14 protein-coding genes and 1 pseudogene are annotated in these 14,771 nt (G+C 43.5%); 2 read left to right on the top strand and 13 right to left on the bottom strand.

Annotated features, from left to right (window positions below):
- Positions 1 to 44: 44 nt before the first annotated feature.
- The 8 genes from MIC7126_RS0111365 to MIC7126_RS31935 form a co-directional block, all read right to left on the bottom strand.
- Positions 45 to 1,463 (bottom strand): HlyD family efflux transporter periplasmic adaptor subunit, encoded by a 1,419-nt coding sequence (locus MIC7126_RS0111365; protein WP_017653268.1) that lies wholly within the window; start codon positions 1,461 to 1,463, stop codon positions 45 to 47.
- Positions 1,464 to 2,257: 794 nt separating this feature from the next.
- Positions 2,258 to 2,851, bottom strand: coding sequence for a Maf family protein (locus tag MIC7126_RS0111370; RefSeq protein ID WP_017653269.1), 594 nt, complete (start codon positions 2,849 to 2,851; stop codon positions 2,258 to 2,260).
- An 86-nt stretch (positions 2,852 to 2,937) separates the two neighbouring features.
- Positions 2,938 to 3,483 (bottom strand): photosystem II reaction center PsbP, encoded by a 546-nt coding sequence (gene psbP / locus MIC7126_RS0111375; protein ID WP_017653270.1) that lies wholly within the window; start codon positions 3,481 to 3,483, stop codon positions 2,938 to 2,940.
- Between the two features lie 180 nt (positions 3,484 to 3,663).
- Positions 3,664 to 4,746, bottom strand: coding sequence for a photosystem II q(b) protein (gene psbA / locus MIC7126_RS0111380; RefSeq protein ID WP_017653271.1), 1,083 nt, complete (start codon positions 4,744 to 4,746; stop codon positions 3,664 to 3,666).
- Positions 4,747 to 4,977: 231 nt separating this feature from the next.
- A complete protein-coding gene (locus MIC7126_RS0111385; RefSeq protein ID WP_017653272.1) occupies positions 4,978 to 6,477 on the bottom strand; it encodes an MBOAT family O-acyltransferase in 1,500 nt (499 codons plus the stop codon).
- A 215-nt stretch (positions 6,478 to 6,692) separates the two neighbouring features.
- Positions 6,693 to 8,630, bottom strand: coding sequence for a glycine oxidase ThiO (gene thiO / locus MIC7126_RS0111390; RefSeq protein ID WP_017653273.1), 1,938 nt, complete (start codon positions 8,628 to 8,630; stop codon positions 6,693 to 6,695).
- A gap of 200 nt (positions 8,631 to 8,830) precedes the next feature.
- Positions 8,831 to 9,205, bottom strand: a complete 375-nt coding sequence (locus tag MIC7126_RS0111395) for a hypothetical protein (protein ID WP_026100186.1) — start codon at positions 9,203 to 9,205, stop codon at positions 8,831 to 8,833.
- Between the two features lie 94 nt (positions 9,206 to 9,299).
- The gene (locus tag MIC7126_RS31935) at positions 9,300 to 9,686 is read right to left on the bottom strand and encodes a hypothetical protein (protein WP_238553634.1); all 387 of its coding nucleotides are present in this window, start codon (positions 9,684 to 9,686) and stop codon (positions 9,300 to 9,302) included.
- 76 nt (positions 9,687 to 9,762) lie between these two features.
- Here MIC7126_RS31935 and cimA point away from each other — a divergent pair, with 76 nt between their 5' ends.
- Entirely contained in the window at positions 9,763 to 11,421 is a 1,659-nt protein-coding gene (cimA, locus tag MIC7126_RS0111405) for a citramalate synthase (protein WP_017653275.1), read from the top strand.
- 302 nt (positions 11,422 to 11,723) lie between these two features.
- Here cimA and MIC7126_RS0111415 read toward each other — a convergent pair whose 3' ends face one another.
- Positions 11,724 to 12,101 carry a Mo-dependent nitrogenase C-terminal domain-containing protein gene (locus MIC7126_RS0111415; RefSeq protein ID WP_017653277.1) on the bottom strand — a complete coding sequence of 126 codons (378 nt, stop codon included), beginning with the start codon at positions 12,099 to 12,101 and terminating at the stop codon, positions 11,724 to 11,726.
- A 362-nt stretch (positions 12,102 to 12,463) separates the two neighbouring features.
- On the opposite strand from MIC7126_RS0111415, the pseudogene MIC7126_RS27475 reads away from it, so the two are divergent.
- Positions 12,464 to 12,919, top strand: a pseudogene (locus tag MIC7126_RS27475) (SLC13 family permease); the annotation flags it as partial.
- Positions 12,920 to 12,951: 32 nt separating this feature from the next.
- Here MIC7126_RS27475 and MIC7126_RS0111425 read toward each other — a convergent pair.
- The 4 genes from MIC7126_RS0111425 to MIC7126_RS27480 all read right to left on the bottom strand — a co-directional run bounded on the left by MIC7126_RS0111425 (position 12,952) and on the right by MIC7126_RS27480 (position 14,758).
- Positions 12,952 to 13,389, bottom strand: a complete 438-nt coding sequence (locus MIC7126_RS0111425; protein ID WP_017653279.1) for an ABC transporter ATP-binding protein — start codon at positions 13,387 to 13,389, stop codon at positions 12,952 to 12,954.
- Positions 13,390 to 13,415: 26 nt separating this feature from the next.
- Positions 13,416 to 13,733 (bottom strand): PepSY-associated TM helix domain-containing protein, encoded by a 318-nt coding sequence (locus MIC7126_RS0111430; RefSeq protein WP_154655880.1) that lies wholly within the window; start codon positions 13,731 to 13,733, stop codon positions 13,416 to 13,418.
- Positions 13,721 to 13,900, bottom strand: a complete 180-nt coding sequence (locus MIC7126_RS0111435) for a hypothetical protein (protein ID WP_017653281.1) — start codon at positions 13,898 to 13,900, stop codon at positions 13,721 to 13,723. Before MIC7126_RS0111435 ends, MIC7126_RS0111430 begins: the two co-directional genes overlap by 13 nt.
- A gap of 168 nt (positions 13,901 to 14,068) precedes the next feature.
- Complete coding sequence (locus tag MIC7126_RS27480) at positions 14,069 to 14,758, bottom strand: FTR1 family iron permease (RefSeq protein ID WP_017653282.1); 690 nt, start codon at positions 14,756 to 14,758, stop codon at positions 14,069 to 14,071.
- Positions 14,759 to 14,771 lie beyond the last annotated feature (13 nt).

Here is a 14,771-nt window from a genome sequence, read left to right on the forward strand (position 1 = left end):
TGTTATTGGTTATTTTGCTCCTCTATTTATTGCCAAAAATTGAATTAGATATTGATATCAATTAGCACTTTGGCGTAGGTTAAACCTGCTACTTTTTGGCTATCTTCTTTGGTGAGGGCGATTTTGACTTCTACAACTCTGGCGTCTACATCGGCTGCAGGATCTGTATTCAGAACATCTTTTTTGCCAATTTTCCTACCAATTTCTGTGACTGTTCCTCTTAATTCCCCACCAAATGCACCATTATCACTGCTGACGGTGGCGTTTTGACCGAGACGTACTCTCCCAATGCTGTCTTCTGCGACTTCAGCGATGACAATCATTTGGTCGGTTTGTCCAATCTCCGCAATTCCCGATTGATTGATGGCTTCTCCTGATTTGGTGTGAATTTTTAAAACCTCGCCGTTGATGGGTGCTTTGACGTAACTTAACTTGAATTCTGCTTGGGCTTTTCTGACGATCGCGATCGCATTACTGACTTGTGCTTGCGCGATTTGCATATCTGTAGGACGCACTTCTAGAAGTCTATTGAGTTTGGCTTTTTCTTCGTCAATTTGTCTTTGTATAGTGGCTACGGTTTTGTCACGGGTGACTTTGGCTTCAATTAGCTGTTGTTCTAAAGTTGCTAGGGTTTTGACTTGGTTGGCTCTGGCTTCTGCTACTTGCTGTCTGAGGGTTGCTGTGGCTTGTCTGAGGGAAGCTTGGCTTTCTACTACTTGCTGGTTGCTGGTTTCTGCACTGAGGCGTCTTCTATCCCGTTCTTGTTGGGAAATAGCGCCTTCTTTATACAACATCTCATAGCGTTGAGCATCGACTCTGGCGTTACGTTGTTCAGCTTGTATCCGCGAGAGTGTGGCTCGGAGAGTATCTTTTTGTCCTCGTAGTTCAGCTTCTAGCCGATTTACCCCTGCTTGTTGGGCGACTTTTTCTGCACTTAATTGAGCGGCGATCCGGGCGATCGTTGCTTGTTGCGCTGCTTTTTCTCCCCGTAACTGGGCTTGTAAGCGACCAATCACCGATGTTTGGGCTTGAATATCTCTGGGTGAACCTGCTCTAATTTGGGCTAAATTAGCACGAGCTTCTTGCAGTTTGGCTTTCGCTTCTTCCACTGCTGCGGCTTGGGTATCATGGTTATCCAAAACTGCAAGTATTTGGTTTTGCTTGACGCGATCGCCTTCTTTAATCAGAAGTTCTTGGACTCGTGAGGCTGCTTGTACCCCTCCCATAGGGGCGGATAGTTTAATGACTTCGCTACGCGGCTCTATGTGTCCTACAGCGCTGACGCTGTTGGTAACTGGCCTCATGGGTATAGACGAGGTAAGCTTCCTCAATTGCTCAACTTTGGCTGTACCCAATACACCAGCTGCGATTACTATGGGTATGGTTACAGCAATGCTCCACCAAACCTTAGGTTGCTCAAGTGGCTGCTCTTTTAGCCTTGGCTTCTCAGTCACCCTTGACATGGTATGTTTTGCCCGTTACTCTGAATTGTGCTGATGGAAGTAAAAAAGTGGGCGTTTTTGCAACGCCAATTGGTAATTTGTCATCCTCGCTTTTGTGCGAGAAGCAAGCTACTTAATATCAGGCTAGATTCGAGTTTGCACCAGTTGAATCTATCCGACAGATAGATAATTTCAGAGATATTGCATTACAAAGTCTCTACTCAAGGATTTGTTGCTTTTGTTAGGGATTTCCAATTTAAAAAATATTCAATTTGTAGGGTGCGTTATCGCTGAGAGTACGGCACCAAAACCATCTCTATCGGTGCATTACGGCTTGAGCCTAACGCACCCTACTGTATATTTTATTTGTTGGAAGTCCCTTAATGGAATTGGTCTTATTGCTATCAGTTTTGGAGTTTTAATGATGATTCGAGTCTACCAAAACTATCACTAGACATGTTTATGTTGCTTGTATGTAAGTATCAAACAAAAAGAAGTTTACAAGAGTTGTGAATCATCTCAAATCAAATTCAGCAATACCAAAAAATATCTCTCAAATACAGCTTTTCTCACATTATATTTTCCTGATATTTTTGTTCCACAGATGCACTGAATTGGTTGCTGTTATAAAGTGGGTTAAATATCTGAGGATATTTGCTGCCAAGATTTAACTGTTTAATCTTCTGGTGTTTTGTAACTCCATCAAACTCTAGTTAAATGAATTCTACATGCCTCAGTTACTAGAAAACGTAACAGAGCGTACAGATAGCGTAGATGAAGAAAATAACCCTTAACTAGTAACAAATAACCAATAACTATTGCCAAAAATCTGTCACATCATATCCCAGTTCAGCGAGCATGTGCCGCAATAGTGGTAAGCTGAGTCCAATGACGTTACTATGACAACCTGCGATTTTTTCGACGAAGAGACTACCGAATCCTTCTAAGGCGAAGGCGCCCGCACACTTGAGGGGTTCGCCTGTGGCTACATAGGCTTGAATGGCGCGATCGCTCATTTGAGCAAAGTAAACTTTTGTTACATGAGACTTTACTAACGTGCGGTTTTGTGCAGTGTCAATCAACACGTGACCTGTGTATAAGTCACCAATTTTACCTTGCATAATCTGCCAACGAGCGATCGCAGCAGCTGCGTCTATTGGTTTACCATGAATCTCACCATTCAACGCCAAAACAGAATCACAACCCATAATTAAAGCCGATGGAAACTTTGGTGCTACAGTTTCGGCTTTATGTTGGGCTAGAGTTTGCACCAATTGACTAGGCTCATCTATTTGGATTTGCGACTCATCAAAGTCACTAGGATAAACTATCGGCTCAATACCAACAGTTTGCAGCAATCGGCGTCGTGCTGGGGAAGCGGATGCAAGTACAAAGGGTGGAATACCCATAATCAGGGAGATGAGGTAGATGAGGGAAATGGGGCGTGGGGAAGATACCAATTACCTATTCTTGATTCCCCACACTCTATTTTTAATTAATACACAGAAAACGAAGTTACCGCCTGATCAATCATTGGTTTTACTTTTTGCCAACGTCTTTCAGGAATAGAGGCGTTGAAGGTAAAAAGTTTACCACGGCTAACGGCGACACTGGCCACGTTGTGCCGTTGTTGCTTATTGGGGAGTTTAACTAAATACTCTAATATGTAGTATTTTTTACTTTCAACTTCCCGCTCTAAAGCATTGACTAACTCAGCTGTCCGACCTGAGTTAGCGGGAGCAAGAGCCACCTTTCCCAATTTATATCCAACTTCTGTAGGTGTCCCCAATTCTGCCAAAGTTTTATCCTCAGGAACCGGACTAATTACCACAGAGACATTTTCGCTGACTTCGATTAAGTCATGGAACACCACGTTAGGGCCGTTAGCAACTTTAACTTGCACCCAGCCATTAGGATATAAGAACTGATAGCCATCAGTAGTGTTTACAAAGCTTTTAAGTCCAGCAGCAAACGCTACATCAATATTACTGAGGCTGAAACTCAATACTAGTAGCCAAATCAATACAATTCGTTTCCACATTTCTACAGATTCCTTTAGGCTGGAAGCAACATCAGGTAAGCTTCTGATCTCGTTTTTATTGTCCCACCAACAGGTGCGCTACGGAAGGTTTACATGCAATTCTCTACTACCCAAACAGCACAAAAAAGCACCCTCCGTATGTGGAGGGCGCTTTTTGTTCAGCTAAAACTGAGTCGAGAATTAACCGTTGATAGCAGGAGCGCTGATAGCAACAGGCGCTACATCACCAGCAGCCAAGTCTAGAGGGAAGTTGTGAGCGTTGCGCTCGTGCATTACTTCCATACCCAAGTTAGCGCGGTTGATCACGTCAGCCCAGGTACTGATGACACGACCTTGTGAGTCGATGACTGATTGGTTGAAGTTGAATCCGTTCAAGTTGAACGCCATTGTGCTGACGCCCAATGCTGTGAACCAAATACCAACTACTGGCCATGCTGCTAGCAAGAAGTGCAGTGAACGGCTGTTGTTGAATGAAGCGTATTGGAATATCAAACGACCGAAGTAGCCGTGGGCTGCAACGATGTTGTAGGTTTCTTCTTCTTGTCCGAACTTGTAACCGTAGTTCAATGATTCGGTTTCGGTGGTTTCACGAACTAAGGAAGATGTTACCAAACTTCCGTGCATTGCCGAGAACAGTGAACCGCCGAATACACCTGCTACTCCCAACATGTGGAAGGGGTGCATCAAGATGTTGTGCTCTGCTTGGAACACGATCATGAAGTTGAATGTGCCGGAGATACCCAAAGGCATACCGTCAGAGAATGATCCTTGACCAATTGGGTAGATCAAGAATACTGCTGCTGCTGACGCCAAAGGTGCTGAGTATGCTACGCAGATCCAAGGACGCATTCCTAAGCGGTAGGATAATTCCCACTGACGGCCTAGGTAGCAAGCACATCCGATCAAGAAGTGGAATACTACCAATTGGTAAGGACCACCGTTGTACAACCACTCATCTAAGGATGCTGCTTCCCATATTGGATAGAAGTGCAAGCCGATGGCGTTGGAGGAAGGCACTACTGCGCCGGAGATGATGTTGTTTCCGTAGATCAATGAACCTGCTACTGGTTCACGAATACCATCGATGTCTACTGGGGGTGCAGCGATGAAGGCGATGGTGAAGCATACTGTGGCAGCTAGCAAGGTGGGGATCATGAGTATACCGAACCAACCTACATAAATGCGGTTTTCGGTGCTGGTGATCCACTCGCAAAACTTGCCCCATACGTTAGCGCTTGAGCGCTGTTGTAAGGTTGTTGTCATTGTTTTATGAGTGCTATTACTTATTTAAAAATGAATCAGGAGAAATTACTTTCTTACCTGCATGAGTAAACTTTACATGACTTTACGTTAAATAAATTATTGATTTTTTTATTTATTTCTCAGAATTCATTATATTTACTTATGTTTAAGCTGAAGGTCTAAGTGTTACAAGCGATCGCCTTTACACAGTGATATGGCGATGCGTGTAAACACGGAGAATTGACAAGTCAACTAAAAATCAAAGTAAATGTAAGGCAAACCACCTTCAGGCGCTAATAACCAGACAGCGTAGAGAAACAGGGGAACAAAAACCAACTTGAGGTGCCAGTTGAATTGCAACTGCAGCTTACTGTTAAGGAAATAGAGTATGGCCATGAAAATAGCTAAGGTGACTAACATCCAAGCCATTTGGTACTGGCTGACGTTAAGCACTTCTACATAAACCTTTTGCGCGAATTGCGGATCAGCACTTCGACCCCAGAGGTGCTGAAATACCCAAGAAGAATTTTGCAGATTTGGGAGACGAAACCAAATCCAAGAGGTAAAAACCATCAATTGAGTCAAAAACCAAGCGAAGACAATACCTAGAGGATTTTGCCAAAAATGTTCTAGAATTTCAAAGCGATCGCTAATCGTATCTGTTAGCCGATGTATCACCAAAGCTAACCCGTGGAATAAGCCCCAAACAATAAAGCCCCAAGCTGATCCGTGCCACACACCAGCAATGAGCATGACAGTCAGTAAATTCCAGCAGGTGCGCCCCAAACCGCGACGGGAACCACCCAAAGGAAAGTAAATATAATTACGTAACCAATCTCCAAGCGTCATGTGCCAGCGCCGCCAAAAATCAGCAATACTGGTACTGAAGTAAGGAAAATAAAAGTTTTCTGGCAAAACTAAGCCGAACAGCAAAGCACTACCACGGGCAATATCTACGTAACCGTTGAAGTCAAAATATAGCTGTAAGCCGTAGGCGAAGGTAGCTAACCACATATCCACACTTCCCGCCCACTGTAAATTACCAAAACATAAATCTACAAAAATTCCTAGATGGTCTGCTAAAATTGCTTTTTTAACTGCACCTCTAGCAATTAGCCATAGCCCTTCTGTAGCTTTATCGATAGTGGGTAACTGTAGAGTATTGAATTGAGTTGCTAGGTTGTGATAGCGAGTAATTGGCCCGGAAATCAGTTTGGCAAAAAATAGTTTGTAGGTGGCAAATTTAAGAAATTGGTCAGTAGCAGGAGCGCCACGATAGACATCTATTAAATAAGAAATACATTCAAAAGTAAAAAAAGAAATACCTAACGGAGCGATTAATTTAAAGGGAGTAGTTGGCGGTTCTGGGGAGAAATTGGCAGCAATATTTAAGAGATGATGAAAATATTTGAAACTGAGTAACAGGCAAACATTAATAATTACACCTAGCCACAAAAGCTTTAGCCGTCGGAGATTCCAGTCAACTTGAGCAAACTGCCATTCTTCGTTAGAAATTCGCCAGTTAAGATTATGTTCTCCTGGTGAAGTGTTTTTGCCAATTTCCAGTCCTAGGCGAAAATTAATAAAAGTCAGTGCCAATAGCAACGGTAAAAACTGAATTTGTAGAGATGCATAGAATATCAAACTAGCAATCAACAGTATCCACCACCGCAACTTTTGTTGTGCAACAGACCAATAAATTATTAATACAGTTAGCAAAAATAGCCCATATACAATTGATATGAAGTTCATCGGTTATTTGTTATTTGTCGTTCTGACAAAGTTCTGAGCGTCGGCTGGCGGCGAGCGAACTTTGCACTTTGTCATTTGTTATTTGTAATGAGTAAAAGGTCGAGAGTCAAGAGCCTGGGAAGTAGGAACTAAAGACTGGGGATAATTGCACATTGAGGCGGCGCAAACTGTATGTACGCGGCGTCGGCGGCGGATTGATGATCATGCCCCATGCCCTAATTATGAATCGTGCCTGTAAGAGGTGAGCTAGGGCTAGCGTAGTCTTTAATTGGCATTCTACCGGCTAGATATGCTAGACGGCCGGCGACTGTGGCCAGATTCATTGCTTGTGCCATGGCGGCTGGATTTTGAGAAAGAGCGATCGCACTATTAATCAATAAAGCATCTGCTCCTAATTCCATCGCCTGGGCTGCTTCTGAGGGTGCGCCAATGCCGGCATCTACGACTACGGGTATGTGAGCATTTTCGATAATAATTTGAATGTTGGCGGTTGTTTTTAGCCCTTGTCCGGAACCGATGGGGGAGGCTAGGGGCATAACTGTTGCACAGCCCGCCTCTTCTAAACGCTTGGCTAGCATGGGGTCGGCGTTAATATAGGGCAATACAGCAAAACCTTCTTTCACCAGTTGTTCAGCGGCTTGCAGTGTGCCAATCGGATCAGGAAGTAAATATTTAGCATCTGGTATAACTTCTAGCTTGACAAAATTGTTATCTTCCTGTCCTAAAAGTTTTGCCATTTCTCGACCCAAACGAGCGACGCGAATCGCTTCTTCTGCGGTTTGACAACCTGCAGTGTTGGGTAACATCCAGATTTTCTGCCAGTCTAGTGCTTCGGCTAACCCTTCATGTCCGGGTGCTTTGGTCTGGACTCTTCGCACGGCGACGGTGACGATTTGACAACCGCTGCTAATGATACTTTGCTGCATTTGTGCCATGGTGCGATATTTCCCAGTTCCTGTCATTAAACGGGATTGGAAGGTTTTACCGGCAATGATCAGCGGGGAATCTTGCAGCGGAGTGTCTTCAATTTTATTTGTAGAAAAATTGGCAGAATGGGTCAGCATGGGGGTGGGGGCAGATGGTTTCGCTAGTAAGCGAGAGTAATGGAAATGAGCGAGTAGGGGGTCTGATTTTTGCTCCCAAATCAAATCCGCAATCAATGTTGCTGTGATGGGTGCTAGCAAAATGCCGTTGCGATAATGTCCTGTGGCTAGGGTTAAATTTTCACAGTGGCTGCGTCCCAAAATGGGTAACTCGTCAGGAGTAGCAGGGCGAAACCCCCACCAAAAATCTTGAATCGGGTAATTCTGTAATTGAGGATAAAGGCGGATAGCTCTGGCTAATAGTGCTTGAATGCCGGCTGGGGTATTGTGGGGGGTGAAGCCGACATCCTCGCTGGTGGCGCCAATGATAATTGAACGGCTCTGCCTCGGTACGATATAAATATCTTGACCAAATAAAACTCTTTTTAAGGGTAATTCCGAGATAAAATCCGGTACTTGCAAACTTAACATCTGCCCTTTTTTAGGGCGCACGGGGAGGGGTAATAGTTCATTTGACCAAGCCCCCGTAGCGAGAACGTAATGTGCGGCGCTGACTGTGCCGGTGTTAGTTTGCACACCGACTACTTTTCCTTGCTGCTGGACGATAGCGGTGACGCTGATGTTGACTTTAATTTCTACGCCGAGGGATTCTGCTGCTGTCCATAAAGTCTGGATGAGAGCGCGAGGCTCGACTTGGGCGTCTTCTGGATACCACCAGCCACCAACTACTTCTGCTCCTAGTCCTGGCTGATATTGATGAATGGCGTTTTTGTCTAACCAATAGGTGGGGGATGAGGAGGATCTGTTTTCCCCGTCTCCAAAGACTGGTGCTAAAATCCCACAGGGCCAGTAGCCGGTGGTTGCGCCGGTGATGGCTTCGAGTTTTTGTGTCCAGTCTAGATATAAAGAACGCGATCGCCAACACAAATCACCCATAGCCTCGCTCTTGATATTTTCGGCATCTGGTGCCAGCATACCAGCGGCGGCGTGGGTGGCGGCGGCGGGGAAATCACGGCAAAGCACGGTGACGTTTGCCCCGCGCAGTTTGAGTTCCACGGCGATCGCTAAACCAATTACGCCGCCACCAATAATTAAAACGTCACTAGCCATTAGTCATTAGTCGTTGATCACTAGTCATATATCATTAGTAACTTAAGTTGGTAGCTGAGAGCGGGTGGAGTTTTGGCAATCGGTAGTTGGCAATAGCACATAATTGATGATTTATTACCAACCCTGATGCTGCAACCGTGGCAACTTAAGGGTCGTACATAACTAATAACTTATAACCAATAACTGACAACTAACAACTCTTACCACAAAGCACGAATCGGCTGGTTTTCTGCTGAACCCGCTTCGTTGGCGGGTGATTGGGAATCTCCGGCTTGTGCATTAAGAGATTGGCTTTCTGTAGAATTGGCATCGGCGCTATTTTCGCTATCGGGGATTGAGTCCTCTCTAATGGAAGTGTTATTTTGAGCTACACTGCGGTTTTCATCGCCAGAACGATTATTTCTGCCAGCTGCCGTGCTATTAACATTAATATTAGCTGGAAGGACTTTTGATGTTTTCCCACCGTTAGGAACGCTGGCACTTTGTCCGCCCATCGGAAAGTTGATGCCGAGTAATGTACCCAGCAAAATCGCCAAGCCACCAGCCATGAGAATTAGCGGTGTCCATCTACCCATCTTGATTTACTCCTTGATTAACCTTTTGGTGTCCACTCTATTTGAGAATCTGCCAAAATCCATGAAAACTTGTCGCTCTCACATTGCCCAATCTTCAGTTTGACAAGCTAAACGCACGACTGTTGTAGGAAAATGGGAAAAGAAGTGTCTGCTGCGCTTTGTGAAGCCAACTCGCTGCTGATACTTCATTTTCTACCTCAACCGCGCTCTGATGATAGCTGCCAATTAGGCGGCGTTTGATTGCCTCAGCACCGCCATTGTAGAGGTCAGTACTGGTCTGCGGCAAAGTTTTTCGTAAGTAGGTACTAGCAACATGCGTACACACCCACCACCAAGCTTTGTGAGCTTTGCACCCCTGTAAATGGATGTCAACTTGCTCAATGCTAGGTTTGGAGCTAGGATATGCTACGCCATGTCTGACGACTAGTTGTTTTGCGCCTACGCACTCAATTGTTTTACCTTGAGCTAGTACTTTGGGCATGTTTTAGATTACCAAACTGGCTTTTTGTTGTATATTGGCACATTGCCATAAAAGTTGTCTCGAAGGTCTTAGTCTCATGACCAAAAATCCCTCACCCCAACTTTGGCTGTATGACACCACGCTCCGGGATGGTACACAGCGAGAAGGGCTATCAGTATCTATAGAAGATAAGCTACGCATTGCTCACAGACTCGACCAGTTGGGGATTCCTTTTATTGAAGGCGGTTGGCCTGGTGCCAATCCCAAGGATGTACAATTTTTCTGGCAATTACAAGAAGATCCGCTCAAACAAGCAGAAATAGTTGCTTTTTGCTCAACTCGACGCCCTGACACTAAAGCCGCAGATGAACCGATGTTACAAGCGATTCTGGCTGCAGGCACGCGGTGGGTGACAGTTTTTGGTAAGTCTTGGGATTTACATGTCACGACGGGTTTGAAGACGAGTTTGGCTGAAAATTTGGCGATGATTGAGGATACAATCGCCTATTTGCGTGCTCAGGGGCGACGGATTATCTATGATGCAGAGCATTGGTTTGATGGTTATAAGCACAATCAAGATTATGCTTTGCTGACATTAACAACCGCGATCGCCGCTGGTGCTGAATGGCTGGTGCTGTGTGACACTAATGGTGGTACTTTACCCCATGAAATTACTCAAATTGTTCAATCTGTCAATAGCCATTTGTCATCGGTTATTTGTCAACAATCGATGACTCAAGCATCAGCACAATTGACTCCCCAAATCGGCATTCACACCCATAATGACTCAGATATGGCGGTTGCTAACGCCTTAGCGGCGGTGATGGCGGGGGCGACGATGGTACAAGGTACAATCAACGGTTATGGCGAGCGTTGTGGTAACGCTAACCTCTGTTCCTTAATTCCCAATTTACAACTGAAGCTTGGTCATAGCTGTATCGCCGAAGACCAGCTGACGCAGTTAGCTGAAGCTAGTCGCTTTGTCAGCGAAGTAGTCAATCTTGCTCCCGATGAACACGCACCTTTTGTTGGGCGCTCGGCTTTTGCTCACAAAGGAGGTATCCATGTATCGGCGGTGGAGCGCAACCCTTTAACTTATGAACACATTCAACCGGAACAAGTCGGGAACCGTCGCCGCATCGTCATTTCCGAACAGTCTGGACTCAGTAATGTGTTAGCAAAAGCGCGGACTTTTGGTATGGAATTAGAGCAGCAAAAATCAGCAGCCCGACAACTACTGCAAAGAATGAAAGACTTGGAAAGTCAAGGCTATCAATTCGAGGCAGCAGAGGCGAGTTTCGCTTTATTAATGTATGATGTTTTGGGCGATCGCCAACAGTTTTTTGAGGTCAAAGGTTTTCAAGTACATTGTGACTTGATTGAAGGCAAAGAAACTACCAGTGCTTTAGCTACAATTAAAGTGGCTGTCAGTGGTAAAAATATTCTAGAAGCCGCAGAAGGCAATGGCCCGGTAGCTGCTTTAGATGCCGCTTTACGCAAGGCTTTGGTAAATTTCTATCCCCACATTGCGACCTTTGAATTGACAGATTACAAAGTGCGAATTCTCAACGGACATACAGGTACTGCAGCTAAAACCCGCGTGCTAGTAGAGTCAGGAAACGGTCAGCAACGCTGGACGACAATCGGCGTTTCTACTAATATTTTGGAGGCTTCTTATCAAGCGGTAGTTGAAGGTTTGGAATATGGTTTGTTGTTGCATTCACAAACACAAGCTCAGCTAATTGGTAAAAAGTAAATTCCCACCACTACCTTAATACTAGGGTGCTGTCTTTTCAACGCACTGGCTCAAGATTTTGCTTGATGGATGAGATCATACCAATCCAAAATTCAAAAAACCCGATTTTACAAAGATTCGAGACTTTGGATCTGTTACTAAATTTTGGACAATTGGTACAATTTCATCCTTCATTCCTCATACTTCACCCTTCATCCTAGGAAGAGCGGCAAGCCGCTCCGCGTCTACATACTTAAAAAGTCCAGAATCAATGGCGGTTAGCTTTAACTCTGGACTTTTGATTATAAATTTAGCAGTGTGTATTAGCAGTACTGGGAAATGTCCTCTCCACACTCATCAGCTAGATAGCACATTGCTCGAAAACGTAAACTAATTAATTCTTCATACAAAGGGTTGAGTTTGCACATTGGCGGAATGTGAAACAAAAGTTTGCCGAATAACTTCAGATCGCGCTCGAAGGGGCACTGGGAAGGTATCATTTGGCACAGACGATGCGCTAGCTGGCGATCGCGCACTTGAATTTTGTCTATCTGTCGTCGCAGGGGTGAAAGAATGCTAAAGAAAACTTTGGCAGTTGGAGCTTGCAGCTGGGCTACATGGGTATGACTAGCTTCTGTCTGGCTGATTGTCACCCAGCTTGCAAGAAAAATTTTTTTTGTGGTATTATGAAATACCTTCATGATTAATCCTCTATTTTATTGAGGGTATTCACCTTTCCGATGAACATATACAGAGTAGGAATTGTTCTCCCCGGAAAAATCTTGTCCTGACTGCGATGCGATCTGAATATTATCCGTAATCACTGAAGCCAGAACCCTTTGATTACTACGTCAAGTTAAACGCAATTTTCCCGGAAGCGGAAGTGTAGTAATCCGATCTTGTTTATAACTTGACACATATTAAATTTTAATGAAGGCATCTACCTTCTGGTAGGTTTGCGGATAACATTTACAAAAATTAATATAGAAGATAGCCGCAAGTAGTTTTCCTAAGTATAAATATCTATAATGGTAATGCCTTTACCAGCGGCTGAGTAAACAAAGTGATTGTTCGCCAATTTGCCATTTATGGGGTGTTAGGGCTAACTTATCTGGGCTTGGCGTTGGGCTATGTTCCCGGTTTGAGGATGAACCGCGCCACTATAGCGTTAGTAGGGTCGGCTTTTTTAATTGCTTTGGGCGCTTTAAATTTACAAGTAGCTTGGCAAGCGATCAATGCCAATACCATCATATTTCTTTTGAGCATGATGGTAGTGAACGCCAACCTAACTTATGCGGGTTTTTTTCGCCAAGCGTTATCGGTGCTGCTGAGTCTTACCCGCAGTCCATGGGGTTTATTGATTGTCTTAACCTTTGGTAGTGGTATTCTCTCGGCATTTTTTCTCAATGACACCTTGGCGTTGGTGTTTACACCGCTAACTTTGAGTTTGACTGCAGCTTTGGGTTTAAATCCCATACCTTATTTATTAGCGATCGCATCTGGTTTTTCTTTAACTTCCGGTTGAGTATCTAAAATTTCAAAAATCCGTTCTCAGGCTGTTGCTCCTTTTTGGATGACATGCATCACCTTACTAAATCTTTTGGCTGGTTGATGAATATGGTTTAAATAAGCCAAAAAAGCCGTTAAATCGTCTACTGTTATTCGACTCTCCATCACTTCCCAGGAACCATAAGCGAGAACAGTGATAAAACTGAGACGATTCATAAAATCAATCACTGGTGCAAAACCAGACGACAAGCGCACAGCATGAATATTCGCCTGCATATTTTGGTGGTTATGTTCAGAAAATCGATCTATTTTATAACCCTCATTAGCACAAGCTTTAATTAATTTAATATTAGTTAAAGTTTCTTGGAGATGATTATTAATTTCCTCGCTTTGTTGTTGTACTTCTTTATAAGCTCCGCGCATTTTTGAACCAAAAAACTGCGTCAAAAAAATCATTAAAGGTAAAGTTAATAAAATCAATCCTGTGAGACGCTAATCTGCATAAATTAGGTATTAGCTATTTGAAAAATTTGGTCTAGATTTAAGATTTGGCTATTAGTTGGTAAATGAAAAATTGGATTGGTAATTTTTTCTTTTCCTGCGATCAAATACGCTAAATCTTTAATAGGTTTATCAAACACCATGAAACTACTACTAGTTGCAATCAATACTAAAAATATGACGGATAGCATTCCACCGACTTTGTGTAAGTCATAGTGAAGAATTCGCCAAGGTGCTTTCCAACGAATTTTAAAACCGACTGACAATTTTTTCCAGCCATTCCAGAGCATTAACCCAGTAATACTTAATACTAGTAGCAGCAAGCCACAAAACCAGACTTAGCGCTGGTTTGAGGAAATTGGATTTCGCTGATTTGAGGAATCTGTGTCTGAATTTTGCTGGTTGTTGAATTGGTGTCTCTCAATTCATTCTTAGTTTCCGATGATTCTGGTTCAGCGGCTGATACAGGTACAGCGATCGCTATCGACATAAAAAAATCATCAACAGTTTGCTGTTGAAAAAAATCAGATTTCTTTGCATACTAGAAGGTGAGATTATATAAATGCCGGGCAAGTTAGCGCTTGCCTTTTTTTTATGGCTGAATCATGTCAGACAAATAATAAGTTTTCTGAATTAATCAAGATGACTATGCCCTAATTTAATTGAATTTATTCGCGGGCTTTAATTGTGTAGATTGACTAAGACTGCGGAAGTAAAGACTACCAACTATTGTCCAAAAGAGCAGATATCCTACAGCCTGAATTAGATAAAGCTTTTGGGTATAGCCAAAGATAGTTTTCAACAAAATTCCCAGAAACTGTCGGTCAGCTAAACTAGCTGAAAAATCCCAAATTTGCGGTCTTAAAATACAAGAATTTTTGCCTATTCCGCAAAGATCAGTAGATGATGATATGTGACTAAAAGCGATCGCCGCAGCGTCAAGATGTCGCAAAACCGAAATTACCAATCCAGAAACAATCAGCAGCAAAAACACACCCATCACTTGAAAAAATTGATTCAAATTGATGCGGATGCTCCATTTAAATAGCAGCATTCCTATGATAACCGCTACGCCTAATCCTGCTATTGCTCCTAATACTGGTGTCCAACCTTCTTGAAATTTAGCGACAATAAATAAAGCTGTTTCCAAGCCTTCCCAAAATACAGCAATAAAAATTAAGCTAAAAATCCCCCAATCTGCGCGATTATCTTCACCCAAAGCGTTTTTAATCGAGTCGGTGATTTCCGCTTTCAGAAATCTTGCTTGTCGTGTCATCCAAATCAGGATCCAACTGAGCATAGCGATCGCAATTACGCCTATTCCTGTCTCAAACAATTGCTTAAACACAGGCGCATACCAT

The sequence above is a fragment of the Fortiea contorta PCC 7126 genome (assembly GCF_000332295.1).
Classification (GTDB): Bacteria; Cyanobacteriota; Cyanobacteriia; order Cyanobacteriales; family Nostocaceae; genus Fortiea; species Fortiea contorta.

Coding starts and splice junctions, on each gene's coding strand:
- MIC7126_RS0111365 (WP_017653268.1), bottom strand. CDS start 1,463: ATGTCAAGGGTGACTGAGAAGCCAAGGCTAAAAGAGCAGCCACTTGAG.
- MIC7126_RS0111370 (WP_017653269.1), bottom strand. CDS start 2,851: ATGGGTATTCCACCCTTTGTACTTGCATCCGCTTCCCCAGCACGACGC.
- psbP (WP_017653270.1), bottom strand. CDS start 3,483: ATGTGGAAACGAATTGTATTGATTTGGCTACTAGTATTGAGTTTCAGC.
- psbA (WP_017653271.1), bottom strand. CDS start 4,746: ATGACAACAACCTTACAACAGCGCTCAAGCGCTAACGTATGGGGCAAG.
- MIC7126_RS0111385 (WP_017653272.1), bottom strand. CDS start 6,477: ATGAACTTCATATCAATTGTATATGGGCTATTTTTGCTAACTGTATTA.
- thiO (WP_017653273.1), bottom strand. CDS start 8,630: ATGGCTAGTGACGTTTTAATTATTGGTGGCGGCGTAATTGGTTTAGCG.
- MIC7126_RS0111395 (WP_026100186.1), bottom strand. CDS start 9,205: ATGGGTAGATGGACACCGCTAATTCTCATGGCTGGTGGCTTGGCGATT.
- MIC7126_RS31935 (WP_238553634.1), bottom strand. CDS start 9,686: ATGCCCAAAGTACTAGCTCAAGGTAAAACAATTGAGTGCGTAGGCGCA.
- cimA (WP_017653275.1), top strand. CDS start 9,763: ATGACCAAAAATCCCTCACCCCAACTTTGGCTGTATGACACCACGCTC.
- MIC7126_RS0111415 (WP_017653277.1), bottom strand. CDS start 12,101: ATGAAGGTATTTCATAATACCACAAAAAAAATTTTTCTTGCAAGCTGG.
- MIC7126_RS0111435 (WP_017653281.1), bottom strand. CDS start 13,900: ATGTCGATAGCGATCGCTGTACCTGTATCAGCCGCTGAACCAGAATCA.